This is a genomic window from Microcystis sp. LE19-41.2A (assembly GCF_027530405.1).
Classification (GTDB): Bacteria; Cyanobacteriota; Cyanobacteriia; order Cyanobacteriales; family Microcystaceae; genus Microcystis; species Microcystis aeruginosa.
This window is the reverse complement of the sequence record NZ_JAPZQJ010000335.1, coordinates 1-18,787: the sequence shown is the minus strand read 5'-3', so window position 1 is coordinate 18,787 and position 18,787 is coordinate 1. Positions and strand designations below refer to the sequence as shown.

Genomic DNA, 18,787 nt, shown 5'->3' with positions numbered 1-18,787 from the left:
ACGAGCGATCAGACGGCATCTACAGGGCAATCCTAGTTTAAAATCCCGGATACCGACGGCTTTATCCGATGCTTTCGAGGCCGGAGTCGATTTGGCTTTGCGAGACACAGACTTACCGATACGGACTTTTCCCTCTCACTGTCTTTTCACCTTCGAGGACATCATGACCGACCATTTCCTCTGCGATACCAGTCAGGATTGGTCATGAGTTCAACGATTCGACGATACCGCCTCCACAGGGATCTCTATCTCGCTCCGTTTCAGGGGATCGGGAACGTAGGGACTATCATAGAAAAAGCGACGGGGGGAACCGATCGCCCGGTAGCCCGGATGTTCTGCCAGCCATTCGTTCAGTCGGGTCAATCCCTGTTGGTAGCTATCAAAATCGTAACCTCCCTGTAATCCCAAACTCACCACCGTCATGGGTGGTACATCCTCGATCCGAATATTATCGGCCACCTCTTTCGGGTAAGTGTCGGTGTCGCGGTAGAGAAAGGAAACTTCGGCCTCTCCCGATGTCGCTCCCGTTCGGGTGCTGTCAGGGTAACGAGTTTCGACGGGCGCGGTCATGGAGATATCGTTCGAGCTAATGTGTTGGTAGAGGGGATAAAACGACCGGTTGGCCGCCTCGGACAATTGACCCCGATAACGGTAGGTGGCAGCCCGATAGGCGGGATAGTTCTTCACCTCGATCCGTCCGTTCGGGGTCGGGGTCGGAAATCCTGCGGGTAGGGGAGCGCTGGAAGCTTGATAGACCCCGATCGCAAGGGCGGCTAAGGCGATAAAACCGAGGGAAATTAACAGGTGATATGGTTTCATGATCGAGCAGTCGCAGGGACATCTCTATTGTGGGACGAGTTCACTTCCGTTGACATCCCGTTATCGAAACGCGCCTCCTCGCAATAGTTTTAGTAATGTATAATAGACTTGTTGCAAAATAAGAAAAAGCCGAATGAATTGTTTTGTCAGAAATTCAGCTTGCTTCTCCTTTTAATCAATGCTTATGCTGCCGCTAAATAAAAATTCCATAATCCACAAGCCGTTAAGATTAATTGATCATCAAAATTAGCTACACGATTCCTATAAATATCGGAAACTGCACGGTATCTTTTCACCCCAGAAAAAGCATTTTCACCCACAACTCTTTCTTTGGCTAGTTCTCGATTTTCTTGTTTTTGTTCTGCTGTTAACTCTCCTCCCTTCGGTTTTTTGTGGGGCAAACGGATATTTACATACTGTTTTTGCACTCCCTGAAATCCTGAATCAACCAAGACTGGGATTTGCTCAGGGATGCCGCCAATTAAGTCTTCTTGATCTTGTATCTTTTTATCATGGGTTTTTCCGCTAGTCGTAGGGGTTAACACCAAAATCCTCTTGTCTTCTGCACTAGCTGCTAGGTTTTTTCGGGTGCATCGCTTTTTCTTTCCTGAGTAGTTCTCTTTCTGTTTTTCCGCGTCTTTGGGACGAGCTATCGGTATGAAGGTCCCCTCGACTATCACTTCTTTCACCTCTGGAAAATGTTGGATAAATTCCTCGATACTCTCGATTTTTCTAAGGGGCAGTACCTTTTTTTCTCCTAAAACCTTTTCTAAAATTGGTTGTAGGCGATGTACCCATCTATTCGCTTGTGAGCGGTCAAAATCGAACAATACTGCCGCCAAGTCAAAGGTTGGATAGCACTTCAAGTAAAACAGGATATAGAATAATTTCTCTCTGATGCTTTGCAATCTAGCTTTCCGGCCAGCTCCGATTTTTCTTTTTCTTGGCTTTTCCCTGTTGTCTGCTTCCGCCAAATACACCTGTTCAAATTTCTCTAACAAGGTCTCAAACGCTCTTCTATTGAGTCCTGTGGTCGCTCTCAAGAGTCTATCTTGATGCAATATTCTGCCAATGTTCAGCATTCAAGGGGATATCCAATCATTGTTTCTTCCCCATTATGCCACTATTACGCAACAAGTCTCATCTAATGTATATAGATAATCGAATTCGGCTATGGTCAGCAAAATCCGCAAGCAAATTTATATCGAAGCCGAACAGGATAATTTACTAAAAGAGAGCGCTCGACGAACGGGACTCAGCGAGGCCGAGATCATCCGACGTGCAATAGATTGGCACATAAGCCCTGTCAACGGTCTCGAAAACCAAAATTTATTATCGCAATTACATAATTTATCGAGACATGAAAAGTTGAAACTGATCAAATTTTTATTGCAGGATTCAGAAACAAATAATGCCGATTCCGATCAGACTTTATTATCTCAATTAGCTGGAACTTGGACAGAGGCGGATGAGATGGATTTTTTACAAAATACAGAAGCCTTTCGAGCAGTTGAGGAAAGTTTGCGGAGCTAAGACCGATTCTACTGGATACCAACGCTTATACCACTTTTAAACGTAATATTTTTGAAACATTTGAGGTTATTAGAAACACGCCTTTAATCGGTTTAAATAGTGTAATTTTAGGAGAATTTATGGTGGTTTTGCGTTGAGTTCTAGAGAAGAATATAACCGAAGGAAACTTAAGCAATTTTTGGAAATATCCAAAATTAACTGTTTTGCGAACGCAAAGCGCTCGCTACGCGAGATCGATTGCGATACCGCCGAATATTACTCTAGAGTTTATTATTACTTGAGGAAAAATGGCAATCCGATTGCGACTAACGATATGTGGATTGCGGCGACCGCTCTACAATATAATCTGGCTTGATTTAGCTATGACAAGCATTTTCGGGCGGTCGATGGGTTGATAACGGGAAATAGCATCGCCGATTTTGCGATTATTCGATCTTAAGAGAATTGCTTCAGATCGGTATCGCTGAAAGTGTAGCTTCAAAAGATACCAGGAAGCCAAAAGAAAGAATCGAACTTACCAAAAACTATTTGAGAGGGAGTCCTTAACTTTTGTTAAAAATAAGTGAGTGGACAGGCTAGGAAAAATTAAGTTTTGAAAATTTAACTGCACTTTACTATACTTTCACTTTACCCTAGAAGAAGAACATCAAAAAGTCAAAAAATATACATGAAGACGGTCAACAAGGAGGGAATAAGCCAACGACCTCATGCCTAGAAAAAAGCTTTTTAAGTAGGAATTAAAAGAGCGGCGGACAGGATGAGTAGTTTGAAAGATTGAGAGGAAAAATCCCATGACGACAACCGTTCAACGCTTAAGCGAACTGAATTTTGCATCCCTATCACCGGCAGGGGGATTGTTCCCGTCGCCGATCACCTGGGAAGACCAAACGTTCTATTTCTTGATGCTCGATCGCTTCTCCGATGGTCGTGAAAACGGGTACAAGGACAACGAGGGGAATTTAGTCCGGAGCGGGACAACCCCACCCTACAGTCCGGCTGGTGCGGAAAATGCCGTGAAAACCGAGGCGGATGCAGCCCGAGCAGCGCGAAGCAGGAGTCAAATATGTGGGAGGGACGCTCAAGGGGTTAGAGAGCAAAATCGGCTATCTGAAACGATTGGGGGTGACGGCACTCTGGATTAGCCCTATTTTTAAACAGGTTCGGTTTCGGGAAACTTATCACAGCTACGGCACAGGTGTGAGAACCGCTATAGAACAATCAACTACATACGGAGGAACTAAAAATGTCTAATTCTAATGCACTGATAGATAAGATCAGGAAACTGTCTCCATCTAGGGAAATTCTGAGATCCCTTCCATCCCAAGAATCACAGGTTATGACGGTGAACTTTGAAGGCGATCGAGTGGGTCTTTTGGATCTCAGCTATCCTCCTGCCAAAGCTTGGGGGCGAATGATTGATTACCTTCAGAGAAATAACAGACCAGTCTATGTAGAAATTGATCCTGAGACAACTATCATCACAAAATTATGTGTTCCCGAAGCTGCCAGGGTTTGGCGCATCAATGAAGATGAAGAAGTTGTTTATGTAGCCTTCCATACTTCTCAAGCCCGCCACTATCTGCTGCGCAATCATCCCGATTTTCAGCAGATGTTGAATGCACTGCAAGCGGCACTGGCGAACGATGCTGCCATTCTGGTTACATCAACCCAGCAAGACTTTGAAATTATCGATATCAGACCGCTCCCTCAATCCTTTGGCATTGATCGCCCTACCGAGCCACCAGCTCCATCCGCCCCCGATCCGCCCGTTACTTGGGATAGAGCGGTAGAACTTTTTAATCTGATGCAAGCGCAATCCTGTGTGCCCTGCTCCTCTACCGATCCCTGTATCCCGTATAAATACCCCTATGACGGATGCTGGATCAGGGCACATCTGATGTGCTACTTGATGATGGCGAAGGGAGAAACACCCGAAAAAATCTGGATTGATTCGACGGGTTGCAATTTACTTGCCCGTAGCTCAAATGTGCCCGATTGCCAAGTTTTTTGGTGTTGGCATGTAGCACCAACTCTGATGGTCAAACAAACCAGCGGACCAGACCTAAAAATGGTCATCGACCCTTCCCTCTGTGATCAACCAGTTACTCCTGAAGAATGGCGATTACGCCAGACTGACACCATTGCAACACTTACGCCTTCTTCATGGACGAAGTACGGGCATGGTGGAGGGACGGCAACGCAAGAGACAGCCAATAATGACATGGAGCAGTACAGGATTTTATTAGATGGACTATGCGATGTCTATGGTTCTTCACCGTATATATGTCCTATTGCAAAGTCTTGCCAGTTGATCATCGATCGCAGCACATTCGGTGAGGATGAAGTTGCTGCTATGCTGGAACATTCAACTCCAGCAGTTATAAAAGCAGCGTTCTACGTGGTTGTGGATGGATTCCATCCAGCCAAAGTTAAGGATTACTACTCGCCTAACAAGTATGATCCTGATTGTTTGGGAATTACTACCACTACGCTAAATGATCCGCCGAATGTAGTACCCCTGGTTGAAATTTCACCACCTGTACCAGGAATGTCGGTTAAGGCTGTTCACCTTGATATGGAGGACAAGTCGCATCTTCCACGCCGTCAGCGCTTGACCTGGATCTATCAGGTGGAATTCATAAACAAAGATGGATTTGCAAATGGTTTTATTGATGATATTAAGAAAGTGAAGCTAACAGCATCGATCGCAAGCGCGACAGATCCAACCGTGAGCGTATCAAGCAGTGCGACCATCTACCTGATCAAGCAGCCCAATCCCTACGAAGTCGATGGTCCAGTTTCCTGGTTGAGCGGAGATCTGCGGGTGTTCCAAATTAAGGCAGGCGAGTCGCAGTTTGGCAAGACCATGGGGAACGCGCCCGATCAGGCTCCGGACTTCATCGAGCAAGTGATTGCCAACTTGAACAATGGCACCACTGGTGGACAGACCTTTGACGATATCTCCATCGATCAGCAGACATCCAAACTAGAACTCTCCGAAAAAGTTAAAGTCAACGGGACGCTGACGCCTGTTTTTAACTTTGCGATCGCTCGGGTACACTATCGATCGAAAATCAAAGAGGCGAAAGACGTGCGGGTATTCTTTCGACTTTTCCCAGCCTCGACGACCTCATTGGAATACAACCAGTCAACGACCTACCGTCGCGGCGGAAAAGCCGGCACGATCATCCCGCTCCTTGGAATTCAGGGAGGAATTGCGGGCGGCGAGGTAATCAGTATTCCCTGCTTTGCCGCACCACGAATTGATTCATCGGATCCAACCAAGACCCTGAACGACCAACCTGACCCAGCGAATGTGCAGACGCTTCAACCCGACACAACAGGGGCAGAGAGTTACAACTACTTCGGTTGCTGGTTAGACATCAACCAGTCCTCCCAACCTCAGTTTCCGTTCCAAGCATCACCGATGGATGGACCCTATCCAGCAGCGGATCGTAAAACAATCTATGAACATATCCGCAACAAGCACCAGTGTCTCGTTGCCGAAATTGCCTTTGATCCCGATCCGATTCCACCCAATGCGACTCCAGGATCCTCTGACAAACTCGCCCAGCGGAATCTCATGATCGTTGAATCCCCAAATCCTGGCAACCTCGCATCCCGCCGCATCCCCAATACCTTTGACATCCGACCGACACGGGCAAATCTTGGTCCTGATGAGATCCCGGACGAATTGATGATTGACTGGGGAAACACCCCAGTCGGAAGCCTTGCAACCCTCTATCTGCCAAGTGTCAGCGTCACCCATATCCTGGAAATGGCCGTGCAGATGTACAGATCACACCGATTGATTCGGATCGACGATCATACTCTGCGTTGCCCGACGGATGGCATCACCTATATACCCATTCCACCCGGATCGGACACCAATTTAGCCGGGTTGCTGTCAATCGATTTACCCCCAACAGTAAGGCGAGACGAGGTTTTCACGGTAGTTGTCCGGCAAGTGACGAGTACAGGCAAAGAACTTCCGATTGAGCCACGTCTGCAAGACTCGCCGTCGGAAAACCTGGCGATTGTAGAACATTCAAGGAAATGGCGGCGCATCCTTGGCACATTCCAGCTTACGATTCCGGTTCGGACGAAAGAGGAAATGCTCGGACCGGAAGAACGCATATTATCCAATCTCCGCTGGGTTCAGCAGTCCATCCCCGAAAATAACCGTTGGTTCCCTGTTTTCAACCGTTATGTTGAACAGATTGCTAATCGGGTTGACGCGCTCGGTGGCGATTCTAGCCAGGTTGAAGCATCACCGACTGGAGACTGGCAGAAAGTACGGCTCTGCCGAACATTAGCTATCATCTGTGCCGTCTCACTGACAATTTTCATCGTTGCCCTCGGCATAATGACCAATTGGGTAACTGTCGCAGTGATTGCAGTCTTCCTAGCTGTGATCGCCTTAACCTGGGTCATTCAGTGTCAGCCCAATATTTGCAGCAAGCTGCGGGTTATTGTGGCGGGTGCAGGCATTGGTGCCTTGATACTGGCAATCTTGGTACTACTTGGAGCATCGTCACCGCAACTTGTACCAGTTCTCTGTGGCGCTGTTGCTCTAACAGCTATCGCAAGTTTGATCGGACGTTCTCGAAAATGTTTCTGAGCTTATTGAGGAAGGCGATCGCTTTTTGAAAAGGCAATACGCGATCGCTAAAATCCAACAGGAGGTGAAATTCCCTTGAGCTACTCAACTTGACAACAATGCGATCGCAGTTTTTGAAACAGGAAAGAAGCGATCGTACTTCTGAGATGTCCATGCCACAAAGTAGAAAGTTCACATCTTTTTTAGATTAAACAGGAGTTGAAAAAATGACACGCACAAACAAACGTTATGGATGGGTTCCTGACTTACCAGATCATCGAGATCTGCTTTACGCTGCACCCGTTACGGCACTGAGAGCTTTACCAGCCAAGGTCGATCTCCGCCCTAATTGTCCCCACATCTACGATCAAGAACAGTTGGGCAGTTGTACCGCCAATGCCATTGCTAGTGCCCTTGAGTTCGATCAAATGAAGCAGAAATTGACGGATATTTTTACCCCTTCCCGCTTGTTTATTTACTACAACGAACGGGTCATGGAAGGGACTGTGAACGAAGATAGCGGCGCCATGATTCGTGATGGCATTAAAAGCGTTGGCAAGCAAGGCGCTTGTCCAGAGGAAAAAACCAAACAGCATCCGGGACCTGAGGGCATCTGGCCCTACGATCCTGATTATCAGGTCAGGTTTATTAAAAAACCTACCCCAAAATGTTATGAAGTCGCGGCCAAACACCAAGCAATTCTTTACAGCCGGCTAGTGCGAAACCTCAATCAGATGAAGGGATGTTTAGCATCCGGCTATCCCTTCGTCTTTGGGTTCAGTGTTTACGAGAGCTTTGAAAGTCAAGAGGTGAAACAAACAGGTCGCGTCCCCATGCCGTCTCCCAATGAACAATTATTGGGGGGTCATGCCGTGTTAGCCGTCGGTTATGATGATAGCCAACGGCGGTTTATCGTCCGCAACTCCTGGGGGAAAGACTGGGGAATGCAAGGCTACTTTACCATCCCCTATGCTTATCTGTTGGACGATAACCTAGCTGACGATTTCTGGACGATTCGTCAAGTGGAAAATGAACCGTAGGCTATCTCAAAACTCTATCTTGAGGAGATAGGGAAATCTGATTAAATGCGACTGTTTTCGGAGGAGCAGGGGTGATAAAGCTTATCTAACCTGTTTCCCAACCTCATTTCTAACTCAAAACTTCCATGTTTCAACGCGAATCTACTTTCAAGGATTTGAGCAATTTAAACCTCACTGCTGTACGCTGGATAGCTTTGACCCTGGGGATGATCTTAATCTGTCTCGTAGCTAACCCGGCCCATGCAGCCTGTAATAGTGACAATTCATTAGGAAGGAATTCTGGTATGTCGGAAATTGTAATTTTAGACAGCGATCAGGGGAAAACATTCGAGGTGCAGGCGGGCGATTTAATTGCCATCCGTCTCCCAGAAAACCCCACTACCGGCTATCATTGGGAAATCAGCGGAGTTGACAATCAGCTTGTCGAGTTCCCCGGTTCAGATTACTCGGTAGCACCCGGATCTGGTACAGGCGGTGGGGGTACGCGGACCTTCCATTTTAGGGCGAAGTCCACTGGAACGGCTCAGATTCAACTCAGGCGGCGGCGTTCATGGGAACCTGAGACTAGAGGAATTGAGCAGTTCACAGTCAATATTCAGGTTCAGTGATTGAGTCCTAGTGCTGATTATCTCAAAAGGAGGTATTGAAAAAATGTCTCTAGCAACCTATGGAGTATTAAAATGTCGGGCTTTGGAACGCAAAATCGATCCCCAGACCGATTCTTCGCCCCATTATCAGGTTTTGGTAAGCGATGGGCAGAAAAAACACCGCATCGCCATCAACGTCAAATCCCAAGAAAGCCCTTCGGATTTGCTGTATCTAGTCAATGATGCCTTTCAACACCCAATCTTAAATCAGTTAGCGAACTTCAGTTTAGGATTCCACAAACTGGAAAGCCAACCCGGAGGTGTGGCTCTGGATTTTATTCGCGGGAATTTGTTCCGTCCCGAAGACATGAAGCCACTGCCCCCGGACGTTCCCGGACCTGGCAATGACTTGAAAGAGTTGATTGACTTGTACCTTCAGCGGGCTATTCAAGCTGAAGATGCGATTTTGTACGCCTTCGGAGCCTCTTGGGGGCCGGAACCGACAAACCCCGACCAATACTTTGATTTTGTCCCCGGCAGCGGTATTCACGACCTCCACATGAATCAGGGCAGTGTGGGCAGATTCCAAAAGGATAACGGCGTTTATCAGGATGGCGCACTGCTGATTCATTTCCCCTCGCGCAACCAATGGATCGGCATCTTTCTTGCGTTCCAGTCCCAATCTTTCCATACCGATGATCGCACGGGCGATGCGATTACAGAGGTTCCAGTTGAGGCAGCCGTGAGGATTCTAGCGGCACTGGTGAATCCCCTGGGAGCAGATCCAGGCAAGGAGTCGGTGACACTGATCAATGTTTCGCCAGATGCTGTCGATCTCAAAGGCTGGGCATTGGCAGACAAGCAGAAACGCAAGTCTCGCTTACAAGACATCCGCCTCAAAGCAGGGGGCATCGTGACGGTACCACTGAGCGGGGCGGACGCACAACTGTCCAACGAGGGAGGCATCATCACGCTGCTAAATGCTCGGAGCATCAAAGTTCATGGGGTTTCCTATACCAAGGAACAAGCTCAGAAGCAGGGATGGACGCTCCTGTTCTAAACCTGACTTTTGGCTTTAAGAAAGTCCCTAAACCTAGATTGAGGAGGAGGTCAACTTTCCATGAAGATACCTGTACTAGAGCTTTTCCCCGCCAAATCAAAATTGATGTCCTTGGCTGTTGTTTTCTGTTGCCTGCTGCTGCTTTTCCCGGCCCCCGCCCGGGCTGAAGTCTGGCATCAATCAAATGGCAATAGTCAAGATGTGAATCCGCCATTGGTCGGTCCGGTTTACGACCTGGGTGGCGGCGGGACGGATGTTGATCGAGCCATCCAATGGGCGATCGACCAGGTTCGAGGCTGTCAGGACTGCTCAAAAACTGTCGATCTAGTCGTGCTTCGCTTTCTGACGGACGAAGATCAGGAAGCCTGGGATCGGTCAAAAAAACAACCTGACATTAAAAACGATTACCTCAAATATCATTCCCTCTTGCTCGACCCCCAACAGCGGCTGCAAGGATTAGACTCCATCGAAACTTATGTCTTTACCAATCCCGCCCGCCAAGAAGCTGAACAGCCCCAGATCGCTCAGGCGATCGAGAAGGCCGAAGTCGTCTTTCTCGCTGGGGGCGATCAATGCAAATATGCCCGCAACTTTAAAGGAACGGCGATTGAAGCTGCCATTGAGTCAGTTCAGGCCAGAGGCGGTGCGATCGGGGGAACTAGCGCGGGGGCGATGATTCAGGGGGAGTGGATTTTCAATGCTTGCTCGGATGCCGTTATCTCTGATGATGCCCTGGCCGATCCTTATGAAGATATCCTCTTTACTGACAACTTATTCCAATGGCGGGCGCTCAAGGGAACCATTGTCGATACCCACTTCTACCAGGATGATCGCATGGGTCGAGCGATGGCCTTTGTGGCTCGCTTGCTCAGAGATGGTATCACCCCTCGCGCCCTAGCCATCGGCATCGATGAAGGAACGTCCTTGGTAATTAATCAACAAGGGATGGCTCAGGTCATGGCCAACGAGCGGGACGGTTCAGCTTATTTAATTCTCGGCGACCACCAACCGGAAGTCTGCGAGCGAAATAAGCCTCTTAGTTTCTCAAATTACCGCGTTTGGCGAGTCAGAAATGGTCAAACCTTTGACCTGAAAAACATTCCCGCAACCGATTATTACCAAGTCAGCGTCAAGCGGGGACGCATATCTTCTAGCAATCCCTATCGTGGCTGAATTGAGCGACGGGAGCGAAACTCCCTTTCAGGTTCAGAAGATATCCGCGCTCATTCAAATCAGGAGTCAACCATGAGTGCCATCTTTGGAGAAACCTTAACCTTCCCCCAGGAAAACGGTCCTGAAGTCGAGCTAGTGGTCTTCGGTGACGAGTTCTATTCCCGTCGCGAAACCAAGGACGGTTATACCGTCATCTACGACGACAAACTGGGGCAATATGGCTACGCCATCTTGTGCGAGGGTGAATTTGCTTCCAGTGGCATTCCCATCCTGGAAGCGCCCCCACCTGAACTACAGCCGCACCTCGAGGAAGCTGAACCCATCCGGCGGGAGAAATTTGCCCGGCGTTACACCCAACTGAGACCGTCTCATACCGACTTGCCTTCTCAATCGTGATTCTCATGGCGTTTTGGATTTTGGATTTTCGAGAAAATTTAAACTCAACACAAGGAGTAAATTATGAGTGCCATATTTGGAGAAACCCTAATCTTCCAACAAGACAATGGACCCGACGTGGAACTGGTCGTCTTCGGGGATGAATTCTATGCCCGTTATGAAACCAAGGATGGTTACACCGCCGTTTACGATCCAGAGCGCGGACTCTACTGCTATGCCGTCTTACTGAGTGGGCGATTTGCCTCCAGCGGCGTTCCCATCTCCAAGCGCCCGCCCTCAGACATCCGGCGGGGACTGAAAGAAGCGGAAACTATTCGCAACGACAAGTTTGAAGGGCGCTATGCCGACCTGCGACCGCCACAACCCGGTGCGGCTGCTAACGTGGCCAGGACTCTCGGACCTAACAATGGGCTGCTGGAAGGGCGGCGCGTCAGTGAGGGACACATTCGCGGCTTAACGGTGCTGGTTGAATTTGCCGACCTCACCAGTGCAGTTACCGCCGCCGACGTGGAGGCGATGTTAAACGCCCCCAACTATCGAGAAAATGGCAACTTCTGCTCGGTGCGCGAATACTACCACCTGATGTCCAACGGCAAATTGGACTACTCGAATGTGGTGGTGGGGCCGATTAAACTGAGCCAGAACCAACGCTACTACGTCCAGAACCTCCTCTGTCGGGAAGCCCTCGATAAAGTGGTCAACCAACTGGGTATCGATCTGTCTCAATTTGACTCTCGCGGTGAAGGCATCGTCGATGCACTGAGCTTCATGTATGCCGGGCGCACCGTTTATGAAGGCAACCTCTGGCCCCATAACTCAGAACTGAACCTGACCTACAACGGCATCAAAGTTCGCTACTACACGATCCAGAGCTTAGGCCGCCAGCGAGTTGACCTGAGCATCGGCACCTTTTGCCATGAAAGTGGCCACCTCCTCTGCCGCTTCCCAGACTTATACGACTACGGCTCTCGGGATGGCGATTTTGAGAAGAGTGCTGGCATGGGGTATTACTGCCTGATGTCCGCTGGCAACCACCTCAACAACGGCCGCACCCCCGCTTCCATCTGCGGCTACTTGCGAGATCTGGTCGGGTGGTGTGATCGCCAAGTCCGCTTGAACTCTCCCGGTGTCTATGAGTCCAAACAGGGGGACTACGGCACCCTGATGAAATATGAAACCCATCGGGCTAATGAATACTTCATCATCGAAAACCGCACTCAACGCGGCCTAGATGCCTACCTCCCCGATAGCGGACTGGCGGTCTATCACTGCGATACTCTGGGGTCGAACGAGTGGCAGGGGGGAACCCGCGAGCGCCACTACCAATGTGGCTTGCTTCAAGCAGACGGGCATCTGGATCTCGAAAGCAATCGCAACCAAGGAGATAGCACCGATCTGTTTAAACGAGTGGATGGCGTGGCCTTGTCTTACGCCACAACCCCTTCGACCCGGGGCTGGGATAGCTCTGATTCAGGGCTGGCTCTTGCCGATATCTCAGAACCCGGTGAGGTGATTCGCCTCAAGGTGGGTTCGCTAGTCCCCTCCAACGTGGTGACGGGAAAGGTCACTGCTGACCTGCTCATTCCCGATAACAAGCGCGAAGGAATTAGCAGTGCGATCGCCATCAGCCAAGCTGGTAAAGTCAAAAGCCTGTCTGTCGGCGTAGACATCACCCACACCTACATTGGCGACCTGCAAGTGGAGTTGCAGTCCCCGTCTGGCAAGAAAGTCCTGCTCCACGACCGCGCCGGTGGCTCTCGTCGAGATTTACAACAGACCTACAGTTCAAGCTCCACGACTGCATTGTCGGCTTTGAACGGCGAATTGATTGCGGGATATTGGCTCTTGAACGTGCGAGATTTGGCCTCCCGTGACATCGGCCGGCTCAATCGCTGGAACATCGAAATTGAGTACGAGTCAGCGGGGCAAGTTGCCCGAGGTGAAGTGAGTCCGAACCTGTCAATTCCGGACAATACTCCCACAGGAATCAGCAGCGCCATCGCAATTGCCCAGTCAGGAACCCTCAAGGATATCTCTGTAGGGGTAGTCATCCCCCACACTTACATTGGCGACTTACTGGTGGAAATTGTGGCTCCCTCTGGTCAGAGTGTCACCCTACATAATATGTCAGGGGGCAGTAAAGACGATCTGAGGATGACCTACGACCGGACATCTACTCCTGCCCTAGAAGCCTTGGTCGGGCAACAGATTCAAGGCAACTGGTCCTTACGGGTCAAAGACCTGCAACGGCTGGATACGGGCAAGCTGGAGAAATGGTCGCTGCAATTGATGTATTGAGGATCTAACCTTGAAGCCGTGCGCTCGCTTCTTCGGAGGGCAAGATGCGAGCGCAAATCTGAAACCCGATATGGAGACGATCGCTCCTTTATCTAAATCAGTTACAAGCGAATAAAATTTTCAGTTTCAAGTTATTTAACTTATAAATTGGCTTAGATCATGAAAAGAAAAGCATTAGTTATTGGAGTCAATCAATACAAAGGAAGTATTTTTTGCCCACAACATTCTCTCAAAGATGCTGAGGATATCGCTCAGTTACTGCGAACATTTGGTCGATTTGACGAAGTCCAAGTGTTGCTCAATCAATTTAAAGAACAAGATAAAGATCATAAAAACCCTTATGAGCCTGATAAATTAAAAATTTTGATAGAGCAACTCTTTAATCCTCAAGATGGAGATACGGAAACGGCACTATTTTACTTCTCTGGTAATGGTGCTGGAATCTATGGAGCAGAAGAAAAAGAAACTCAAAAAGGTGACCTGTTACTGACTGATTTCCCTGATCCTTTAACCGAATCTCAGTCTGAACCTACACCTAAACCTAAATCAAGAAGTATTTCGCTGAAATGTTTACACGATCAACTTGAAAAAAGTCCTGTTAAACAACAAATTGTTTGGCTAGACAGTGATTTCAGTAATTTATTTATTGATTTGTTTTCCCAAGCAAGTAGTGAAGTAAAATATGATCGTTGCTTTATTGCTGCTAATTATAGTTATGCTGGAGAAACCTCTACTCATGGCGTTCTTACGGATGCTTTATTACAGGGCTTGAATTCAGTTAAGCAAATCAAGAATTCAATCACTAACCACGATTTAGTAGATGATCTACTAAAGACATTCAATTGGCCAAAAGATCTTATAAAAAATATTGGATATCCAATTCCAATAATAGAGAGTAATCTTCGTGGTCAAAAGCTATTGAATGATTCGGAAGAAGGAGACGATCTCCTTAGTATTAAAAATGAGACTAATGCCTTAGCTGATATGTTGCTTCTGCGGGATTTGAAGCCACCATTAGCAGTAGGAATTTTGGGAGGATGGGGAAGCGGAAAGTCTTTCATTATGAATCTGATGCAGCAGAGAATGAATGAAATTCGTAGCTTATCCCTAACGGAAGAACAGGCATGGAGTACGGAAGAGAAAAAAGCTTTTCCCTATGTTGGGCATATCTATCAAATCAAATTTGATGCCTGGACTTTTGCTAAGTATAACCTTTGGGCTAGTCTGATGCAAACCATCTTTCTGGAATTAGATCGCCAGATATCGCTTGAACAGAAACTTGCCAGAGTCCTCGCTGAAGACTCTGACAATGAGCCATCACGTGCCAAAGCTCTCCGCGAAACAGGATTCTATTGGTCATTTCTTTATGAAACCAATGAAGAAGATCGTGCCTATTTCTTAGATCGGGTGCTACCCCAACAAAAACTTGCCCTACTGAAAGATCCCCCATTATCAACAGCAGACAGCATTCTATGGAAAGAACTCTTATGGGAGCAATACGGCAAAGTTGAAAAACAATTTCAAGAAAGAAAGGAAAGTCAACAAGCCAAACTTAGTTTAATTGAGCAACAAAAATCCGAAAATCAAAAACAGATAGATAAGATAAAAGACAAAATTGTTCAAATTGAAACAGACTATGAAGGAAGAGAAAAATACCTAAAAAGTAATGTTCAACAAGCGATTCACTCAAGTTTAGATATTGCGAAAACCATTTTAATTAACCGATTAGGAAAAGCAGGAGAAACAGTTTTTGAAATAATCTCCAGTCAAATAAAGGAGGAACTTGAAAAACAAAATATAGATACTAAACAATTTGATGACGTATTAACAAAAGTTAGCCAGATTCTCGAATCAGGAAAAATTCAACAAGATGTCGATGGTAAAACTAGAACAATTAATCTAACTCATAAAGCCTTTACACAATGGTTTTTAAAAAATTCTGGGTTAATCACTGGTTTTGTTATGTTAGGGTTAGCTAGTGTAGCAATACCGATTATTGTAGATAAAATTCCCCAAGTAAATATCGGGGCACAAATTGCCAGTTTAATCATTCCACTTGTTCCTGCGATTGGTGTTGCACAAAAACTGCTTATATCTGGTCAAAAATGGTACATAAAAGTCGAATCTGTCTTAACAGACTACAAAGAACAACTCCAAGAATATAAAACCAAACAACCTGAAAAATTATTACAAGAGAGAACAGAAAATGATCCAGTTTTGAAAAGTTTGTCTCAGCAAACTCAACAATTCATTCGAGTTAAAAATAATCTAGAAATTTATCAGATACAACTTGAACAAGAAACCTTAGAAATAGAACAAGCGATCGCAGAAACTGAAGCAAAATTACCTCAAGAGCAATATGGTAAATTAAGCAGTTTTGTTCGTTCTCGCATAGAAGACAATAGCTACGAAAAACATTTGGGGTTAATGCACCAAATTAAAGAAGATATTTGGAAACTCAGTATAAGTCTATTACCCCCGAAAAGTGAAGCCGAATTTAAAACCAAATTAGAAAACCTCAAAAAAGTCTTTCCTAGGGGTTCAGCCCGCGTCTTTATCTACATTGATGATCTTGACCGCTGCCCCCCTCATCGTGTTGTCGAAGTTCTAGAAGCTGTCCAGCTTTTGGTTAAAACACCTCTCTTCATTGCTGTTCTTGCCATTGATGAGCGTTACATCACCCGTGCTTTAGAAAAGTATTATAAAGACGTACTGATTCCCAGAGGCAGTCCCTCTGGTATAGATTATCTGGAAAAAATTATTCAGATTCCTTACCGGGTACGTTCTATCGCTCACTCAGCATTATTCAATTACTTGGACAAGCAAATGGAAGTGGAGCGTAAACGTGAAGAAAACAAAGCTACCAGTAAAGAGACATCCACTAATAGCTCTCAAGGGACTGAAATAGGTGTTACTAAGACAACAAATAATGACAAATCAGTCTCTACTCAACCGGATCAAATAGCAAAGCTGACCCTGGACACACTCAAGTTTACTGAGACAGAATTTGATGAATTGCTAAAATGCTGTCAACAAATTGAACTCTCGCCCAGAAAAATTAAGCGATTAGTGAACATTTACAAGATATTCAGAATCAGTGAGTTTCACGCCAGCAAAATGGGAAAAAAAAGTGATGAACAAGCAAGAGTTATTTTGTCTGTTCTTGCCCTGTCAGCACGTTATCCTGATTTAATACGGGAAGTGTTTGAAAAATTAGACCTCGAGTTTGAGAAGTTCGAGACATTAAAGCAAGGTCTCAAGAGATTCAAAGAATTGGAGGAGAAAAATCAAACAGTTCAAGCAGAAGAAATAAAGAGCAAGGAGAAAGAGTTAAAGGACAATGAGAAAAAACTAAAAGAAATGAAAATACTTGATTTTTTTTCAGATCTTTCCCTGGAACCTGGTGATGCTTATTTGCAACGAGAATACAATAGACTCAACCTTGATGCGACAGCCTTACTGGAGGACGTAACGCTAACTCAATTTGATTTAGAAACCTTTAATTTGGTTCGTTCATTCCGCTTTTTTGGTGATATTGGCTACAGTCCGGAGGATTCCCAAAGAACAGTTCGTTCTCATCAAGGGTAGATATCAGGCGTTCACTTGACACCGATCTGAAAACATAAATTTCGCCGTCGGCACGGCGGGTCGAGGCTTAACCATATACCACTTCTCGCTTTCAGGGCTTTTTCTTAATTCTAACCTCCCTATAGTGATAAAAGAGCGTTATCGCTTTAAACACCATATCGTGCTGAACAGTTATCTCACCCTCGATCCAACGATTCGAGTCCATCAAGGACGAAAATCAATCGGTCACTACCCCGTAATACTTCTCTAGCATGGTCAGCATTTCCTCTTCTAACGCACTCAGGTACGGTCGCTGTAATCTCCCCAAGATTCCTAAGAAGGCGACGGCGGCATCTTCCAAGTCCTCGCGTTCCCTCAGTCTCGACAATCGATCTCGCGTAGCGAGCGCTTTGCGTTCGCATAATCGCCGCACCGTCTGACAGTCCCCTTCGGTGTAGCCCAACTCCTTGAGGTACTCGATTTTAACCAGATCGATCGCCCCATCGTGAAGTCGCAGATCGCAGGAGCGCGGGTGAACGGCAGTAACGATCGCCCAACAGTTGTTTTTCCCTTTCAGGCGCGGGTTATCTTTGGCAAGGATACCGACCACTTCCCCCACCTCGAAAACATTCGCTTTCCCTTTGTCCCGGTATTTACCCACCGTCTCGCGAACGATTCGGTGGTCGGGTGTTCTGCCCCCAGCTTCCGCTACGGCCTCATTCCAGACGGTGGGTTGTTGTTGCGGGGCAAGGACGGCCAGGGGGCGCACCTGATACTCGCTCGATGGTAGGAGCGGGCAGTTAGCGGCACTCAGGGTTCGGTAGATCGCCGCCCCCGTAATTAAATAGTTGGCCTTCTGACGACTGTGACCGAATCGCCCCCGACAATAATCCTCGCAGGAGTCGTACCCGTCCCGGTACAACCGTCGATCTCGCAGTTCTTGCAGGGCGGAACCGGCCTGGTAGAAAGCCCGTTCTACCGCCCGCTCTAACCGCTCCCTGTCCCTGACCTCCTCCTTGCTCAACGGTCGCGAGGATTGAATCACCTCCACCTCGATCGCAAAGCGCTCGCTACGCGAGATCGCTTCTACCCCGCGCCCCGCAGAAGCTAACATTTCATCGAGTTCGTCTTCTGTCCATTCCGACCGTCTTTTAGCCATCGCGTTCATTCTCCCCACCCAGAACGAACACATAGGACGGTCTAGGAACGAGAGCCTTCAAGAATACCGTGTCGGCCGTCTTTGTAATTGGCTCTCTCTCTCTCGGCCACGGCTAGAAAAACCGCATCGTACAACGTCAGTAAACCGTACATCCGGGCCATCTCCCACGCCCTCTCTCGAATATCTTCCCCATCGACATAATCGATCGGTAATTCCCCGAAGGCACTATAGAGTTGACCCGCCTCCCCTTCCGTTAGCAGACCACTCCTGATTTTTTTCCGCAAAACCGAAGCGATTTCGGCCCATGCGAAACAGGGGAGGACGATCCGACCCGATAGCGCCCGGCCGACCAATTCCGTCGCCGCTCCTTCCTGTTCGTCGGGACACAAATATTTGTTGACATCCTCGCCGCCGTAAACGGACGGCGATTCCCAAACCTCACGATTTGGGTTTCTGCTTCTTTCCCGAAGGATTTTTCGCACCTGCCTTAACAGATTTACTCTGTTCTGGTCTTATGGTCGCTCTACAGACTGACACCGCAAGCCCTGCGGCCAA

The 18,787-nt window shown here is 47.4% G+C and carries 17 protein-coding genes; 13 read left to right on the top strand and 4 right to left on the bottom strand.

Annotation, left to right across the window (positions count from 1 at the left end; translation table 11 throughout):
- Positions 1–208 (top strand): DUF29 family protein (locus tag O9290_RS13860; RefSeq protein ID WP_288087169.1); only part of this gene is annotated, 208 nt, incomplete at its 5' end.
- 2 nt (positions 209–210) lie between these two features.
- Here O9290_RS13860 and O9290_RS13855 read toward each other — a convergent pair.
- Both O9290_RS13855 and O9290_RS13850 read right to left on the bottom strand, forming a co-directional pair.
- Entirely contained in the window at positions 211–819 is a 609-nt protein-coding gene (locus O9290_RS13855; RefSeq protein ID WP_288058567.1) for a heme-binding protein, read from the bottom strand.
- A 182-nt stretch (positions 820–1,001) separates the two neighbouring features.
- A complete protein-coding gene (locus O9290_RS13850) occupies positions 1,002–1,820 on the bottom strand; it encodes a transposase family protein (RefSeq protein WP_288087168.1) in 819 nt (272 codons plus the stop codon).
- 172 nt (positions 1,821–1,992) lie between these two features.
- Between O9290_RS13850 and O9290_RS13845 the strand changes: the two genes are divergently transcribed.
- The 12 genes from O9290_RS13845 to O9290_RS13790 all read left to right on the top strand — a co-directional run bounded on the left by O9290_RS13845 (position 1,993) and on the right by O9290_RS13790 (position 17,094).
- On the top strand, positions 1,993–2,352 hold the full coding sequence (locus O9290_RS13845) for a ribbon-helix-helix domain-containing protein (protein WP_002757532.1): 360 nt from the start codon (positions 1,993–1,995) through the stop codon (positions 2,350–2,352).
- 133 nt (positions 2,353–2,485) lie between these two features.
- The gene (locus O9290_RS13840; RefSeq protein ID WP_288054819.1) at positions 2,486–2,707 is read left to right on the top strand and encodes a PIN domain-containing protein; all 222 of its coding nucleotides are present in this window, start codon (positions 2,486–2,488) and stop codon (positions 2,705–2,707) included.
- A gap of 436 nt (positions 2,708–3,143) precedes the next feature.
- A complete protein-coding gene (locus O9290_RS13835; RefSeq protein WP_288054821.1) occupies positions 3,144–3,494 on the top strand; it encodes a hypothetical protein in 351 nt (116 codons plus the stop codon).
- Positions 3,418–3,603: an alpha-amylase family glycosyl hydrolase gene (locus O9290_RS13830; RefSeq protein WP_287661937.1), complete on the top strand. Its 186-nt coding sequence runs from the start codon at positions 3,418–3,420 to the stop codon at positions 3,601–3,603. Before O9290_RS13835 ends, O9290_RS13830 begins: the two co-directional genes overlap by 77 nt.
- Complete coding sequence (locus tag O9290_RS13825; RefSeq protein ID WP_288054817.1) at positions 3,596–6,973, top strand: protein-glutamine glutaminase family protein; 3,378 nt, start codon at positions 3,596–3,598, stop codon at positions 6,971–6,973. The genes O9290_RS13830 and O9290_RS13825 overlap by 8 nt, the downstream gene beginning before the upstream one ends.
- A 206-nt stretch (positions 6,974–7,179) precedes the next feature.
- On the top strand, positions 7,180–7,992 hold the full coding sequence (locus O9290_RS13820) for a C1 family peptidase (protein WP_002757538.1): 813 nt from the start codon (positions 7,180–7,182) through the stop codon (positions 7,990–7,992).
- A gap of 125 nt (positions 7,993–8,117) precedes the next feature.
- Positions 8,118–8,600: a protease inhibitor I42 family protein gene (locus tag O9290_RS13815; RefSeq protein WP_002757540.1), complete on the top strand. Its 483-nt coding sequence runs from the start codon at positions 8,118–8,120 to the stop codon at positions 8,598–8,600.
- Between the two features lie 43 nt (positions 8,601–8,643).
- On the top strand, positions 8,644–9,639 hold the full coding sequence (locus O9290_RS13810) for a DUF2278 family protein (protein WP_002757542.1): 996 nt from the start codon (positions 8,644–8,646) through the stop codon (positions 9,637–9,639).
- 60 nt (positions 9,640–9,699) lie between these two features.
- Positions 9,700–10,812, top strand: coding sequence for a cyanophycinase (locus tag O9290_RS13805; protein WP_002757543.1), 1,113 nt, complete (start codon positions 9,700–9,702; stop codon positions 10,810–10,812).
- 72 nt (positions 10,813–10,884) lie between these two features.
- Entirely contained in the window at positions 10,885–11,208 is a 324-nt protein-coding gene (locus O9290_RS13800; protein WP_002757546.1) for a hypothetical protein, read from the top strand.
- A gap of 63 nt (positions 11,209–11,271) precedes the next feature.
- Entirely contained in the window at positions 11,272–13,506 is a 2,235-nt protein-coding gene (locus tag O9290_RS13795) for a M6 family metalloprotease domain-containing protein (RefSeq protein ID WP_288087166.1), read from the top strand.
- Between the two features lie 159 nt (positions 13,507–13,665).
- Positions 13,666–17,094: a P-loop NTPase fold protein gene (locus tag O9290_RS13790; RefSeq protein WP_288057442.1), complete on the top strand. Its 3,429-nt coding sequence runs from the start codon at positions 13,666–13,668 to the stop codon at positions 17,092–17,094.
- Positions 17,095–17,311: 217 nt separating this feature from the next.
- Here O9290_RS13790 and O9290_RS13785 read toward each other — a convergent pair whose 3' ends face one another.
- Both O9290_RS13785 and O9290_RS13780 read right to left on the bottom strand, forming a co-directional pair.
- The gene (locus O9290_RS13785) at positions 17,312–18,232 is read right to left on the bottom strand and encodes a hypothetical protein (protein ID WP_353852139.1); all 921 of its coding nucleotides are present in this window, start codon (positions 18,230–18,232) and stop codon (positions 17,312–17,314) included.
- A 41-nt stretch (positions 18,233–18,273) separates the two neighbouring features.
- A complete protein-coding gene (locus O9290_RS13780; protein WP_288057447.1) occupies positions 18,274–18,714 on the bottom strand; it encodes a type II toxin-antitoxin system VapC family toxin in 441 nt (146 codons plus the stop codon).
- Positions 18,715–18,787 lie beyond the last annotated feature (73 nt).

Bases quoted from the DNA above. Each gene is read 5' to 3' on its own strand.
- O9290_RS13845 (WP_002757532.1), top strand. From the start codon at position 1,993: ATGGTCAGCAAAATCCGCAAGCAAATTTATATCGAAGCCGAACAGGAT.
- O9290_RS13785 (WP_353852139.1), bottom strand. From the start codon at position 18,232: ATGGCTAAAAGACGGTCGGAATGGACAGAAGACGAACTCGATGAAATG.
- O9290_RS13815 (WP_002757540.1), top strand. From the start codon at position 8,118: ATGTTTCAACGCGAATCTACTTTCAAGGATTTGAGCAATTTAAACCTC.
- O9290_RS13835 (WP_288054821.1), top strand. From the start codon at position 3,144: ATGACGACAACCGTTCAACGCTTAAGCGAACTGAATTTTGCATCCCTA.
- O9290_RS13825 (WP_288054817.1), top strand. From the start codon at position 3,596: ATGTCTAATTCTAATGCACTGATAGATAAGATCAGGAAACTGTCTCCA.
- O9290_RS13810 (WP_002757542.1), top strand. From the start codon at position 8,644: ATGTCTCTAGCAACCTATGGAGTATTAAAATGTCGGGCTTTGGAACGC.
- O9290_RS13855 (WP_288058567.1), bottom strand. From the start codon at position 819: ATGAAACCATATCACCTGTTAATTTCCCTCGGTTTTATCGCCTTAGCC.
- O9290_RS13820 (WP_002757538.1), top strand. From the start codon at position 7,180: ATGACACGCACAAACAAACGTTATGGATGGGTTCCTGACTTACCAGAT.
- O9290_RS13795 (WP_288087166.1), top strand. From the start codon at position 11,272: ATGAGTGCCATATTTGGAGAAACCCTAATCTTCCAACAAGACAATGGA.
- O9290_RS13790 (WP_288057442.1), top strand. From the start codon at position 13,666: ATGAAAAGAAAAGCATTAGTTATTGGAGTCAATCAATACAAAGGAAGT.
- O9290_RS13800 (WP_002757546.1), top strand. From the start codon at position 10,885: ATGAGTGCCATCTTTGGAGAAACCTTAACCTTCCCCCAGGAAAACGGT.
- O9290_RS13805 (WP_002757543.1), top strand. From the start codon at position 9,700: ATGAAGATACCTGTACTAGAGCTTTTCCCCGCCAAATCAAAATTGATG.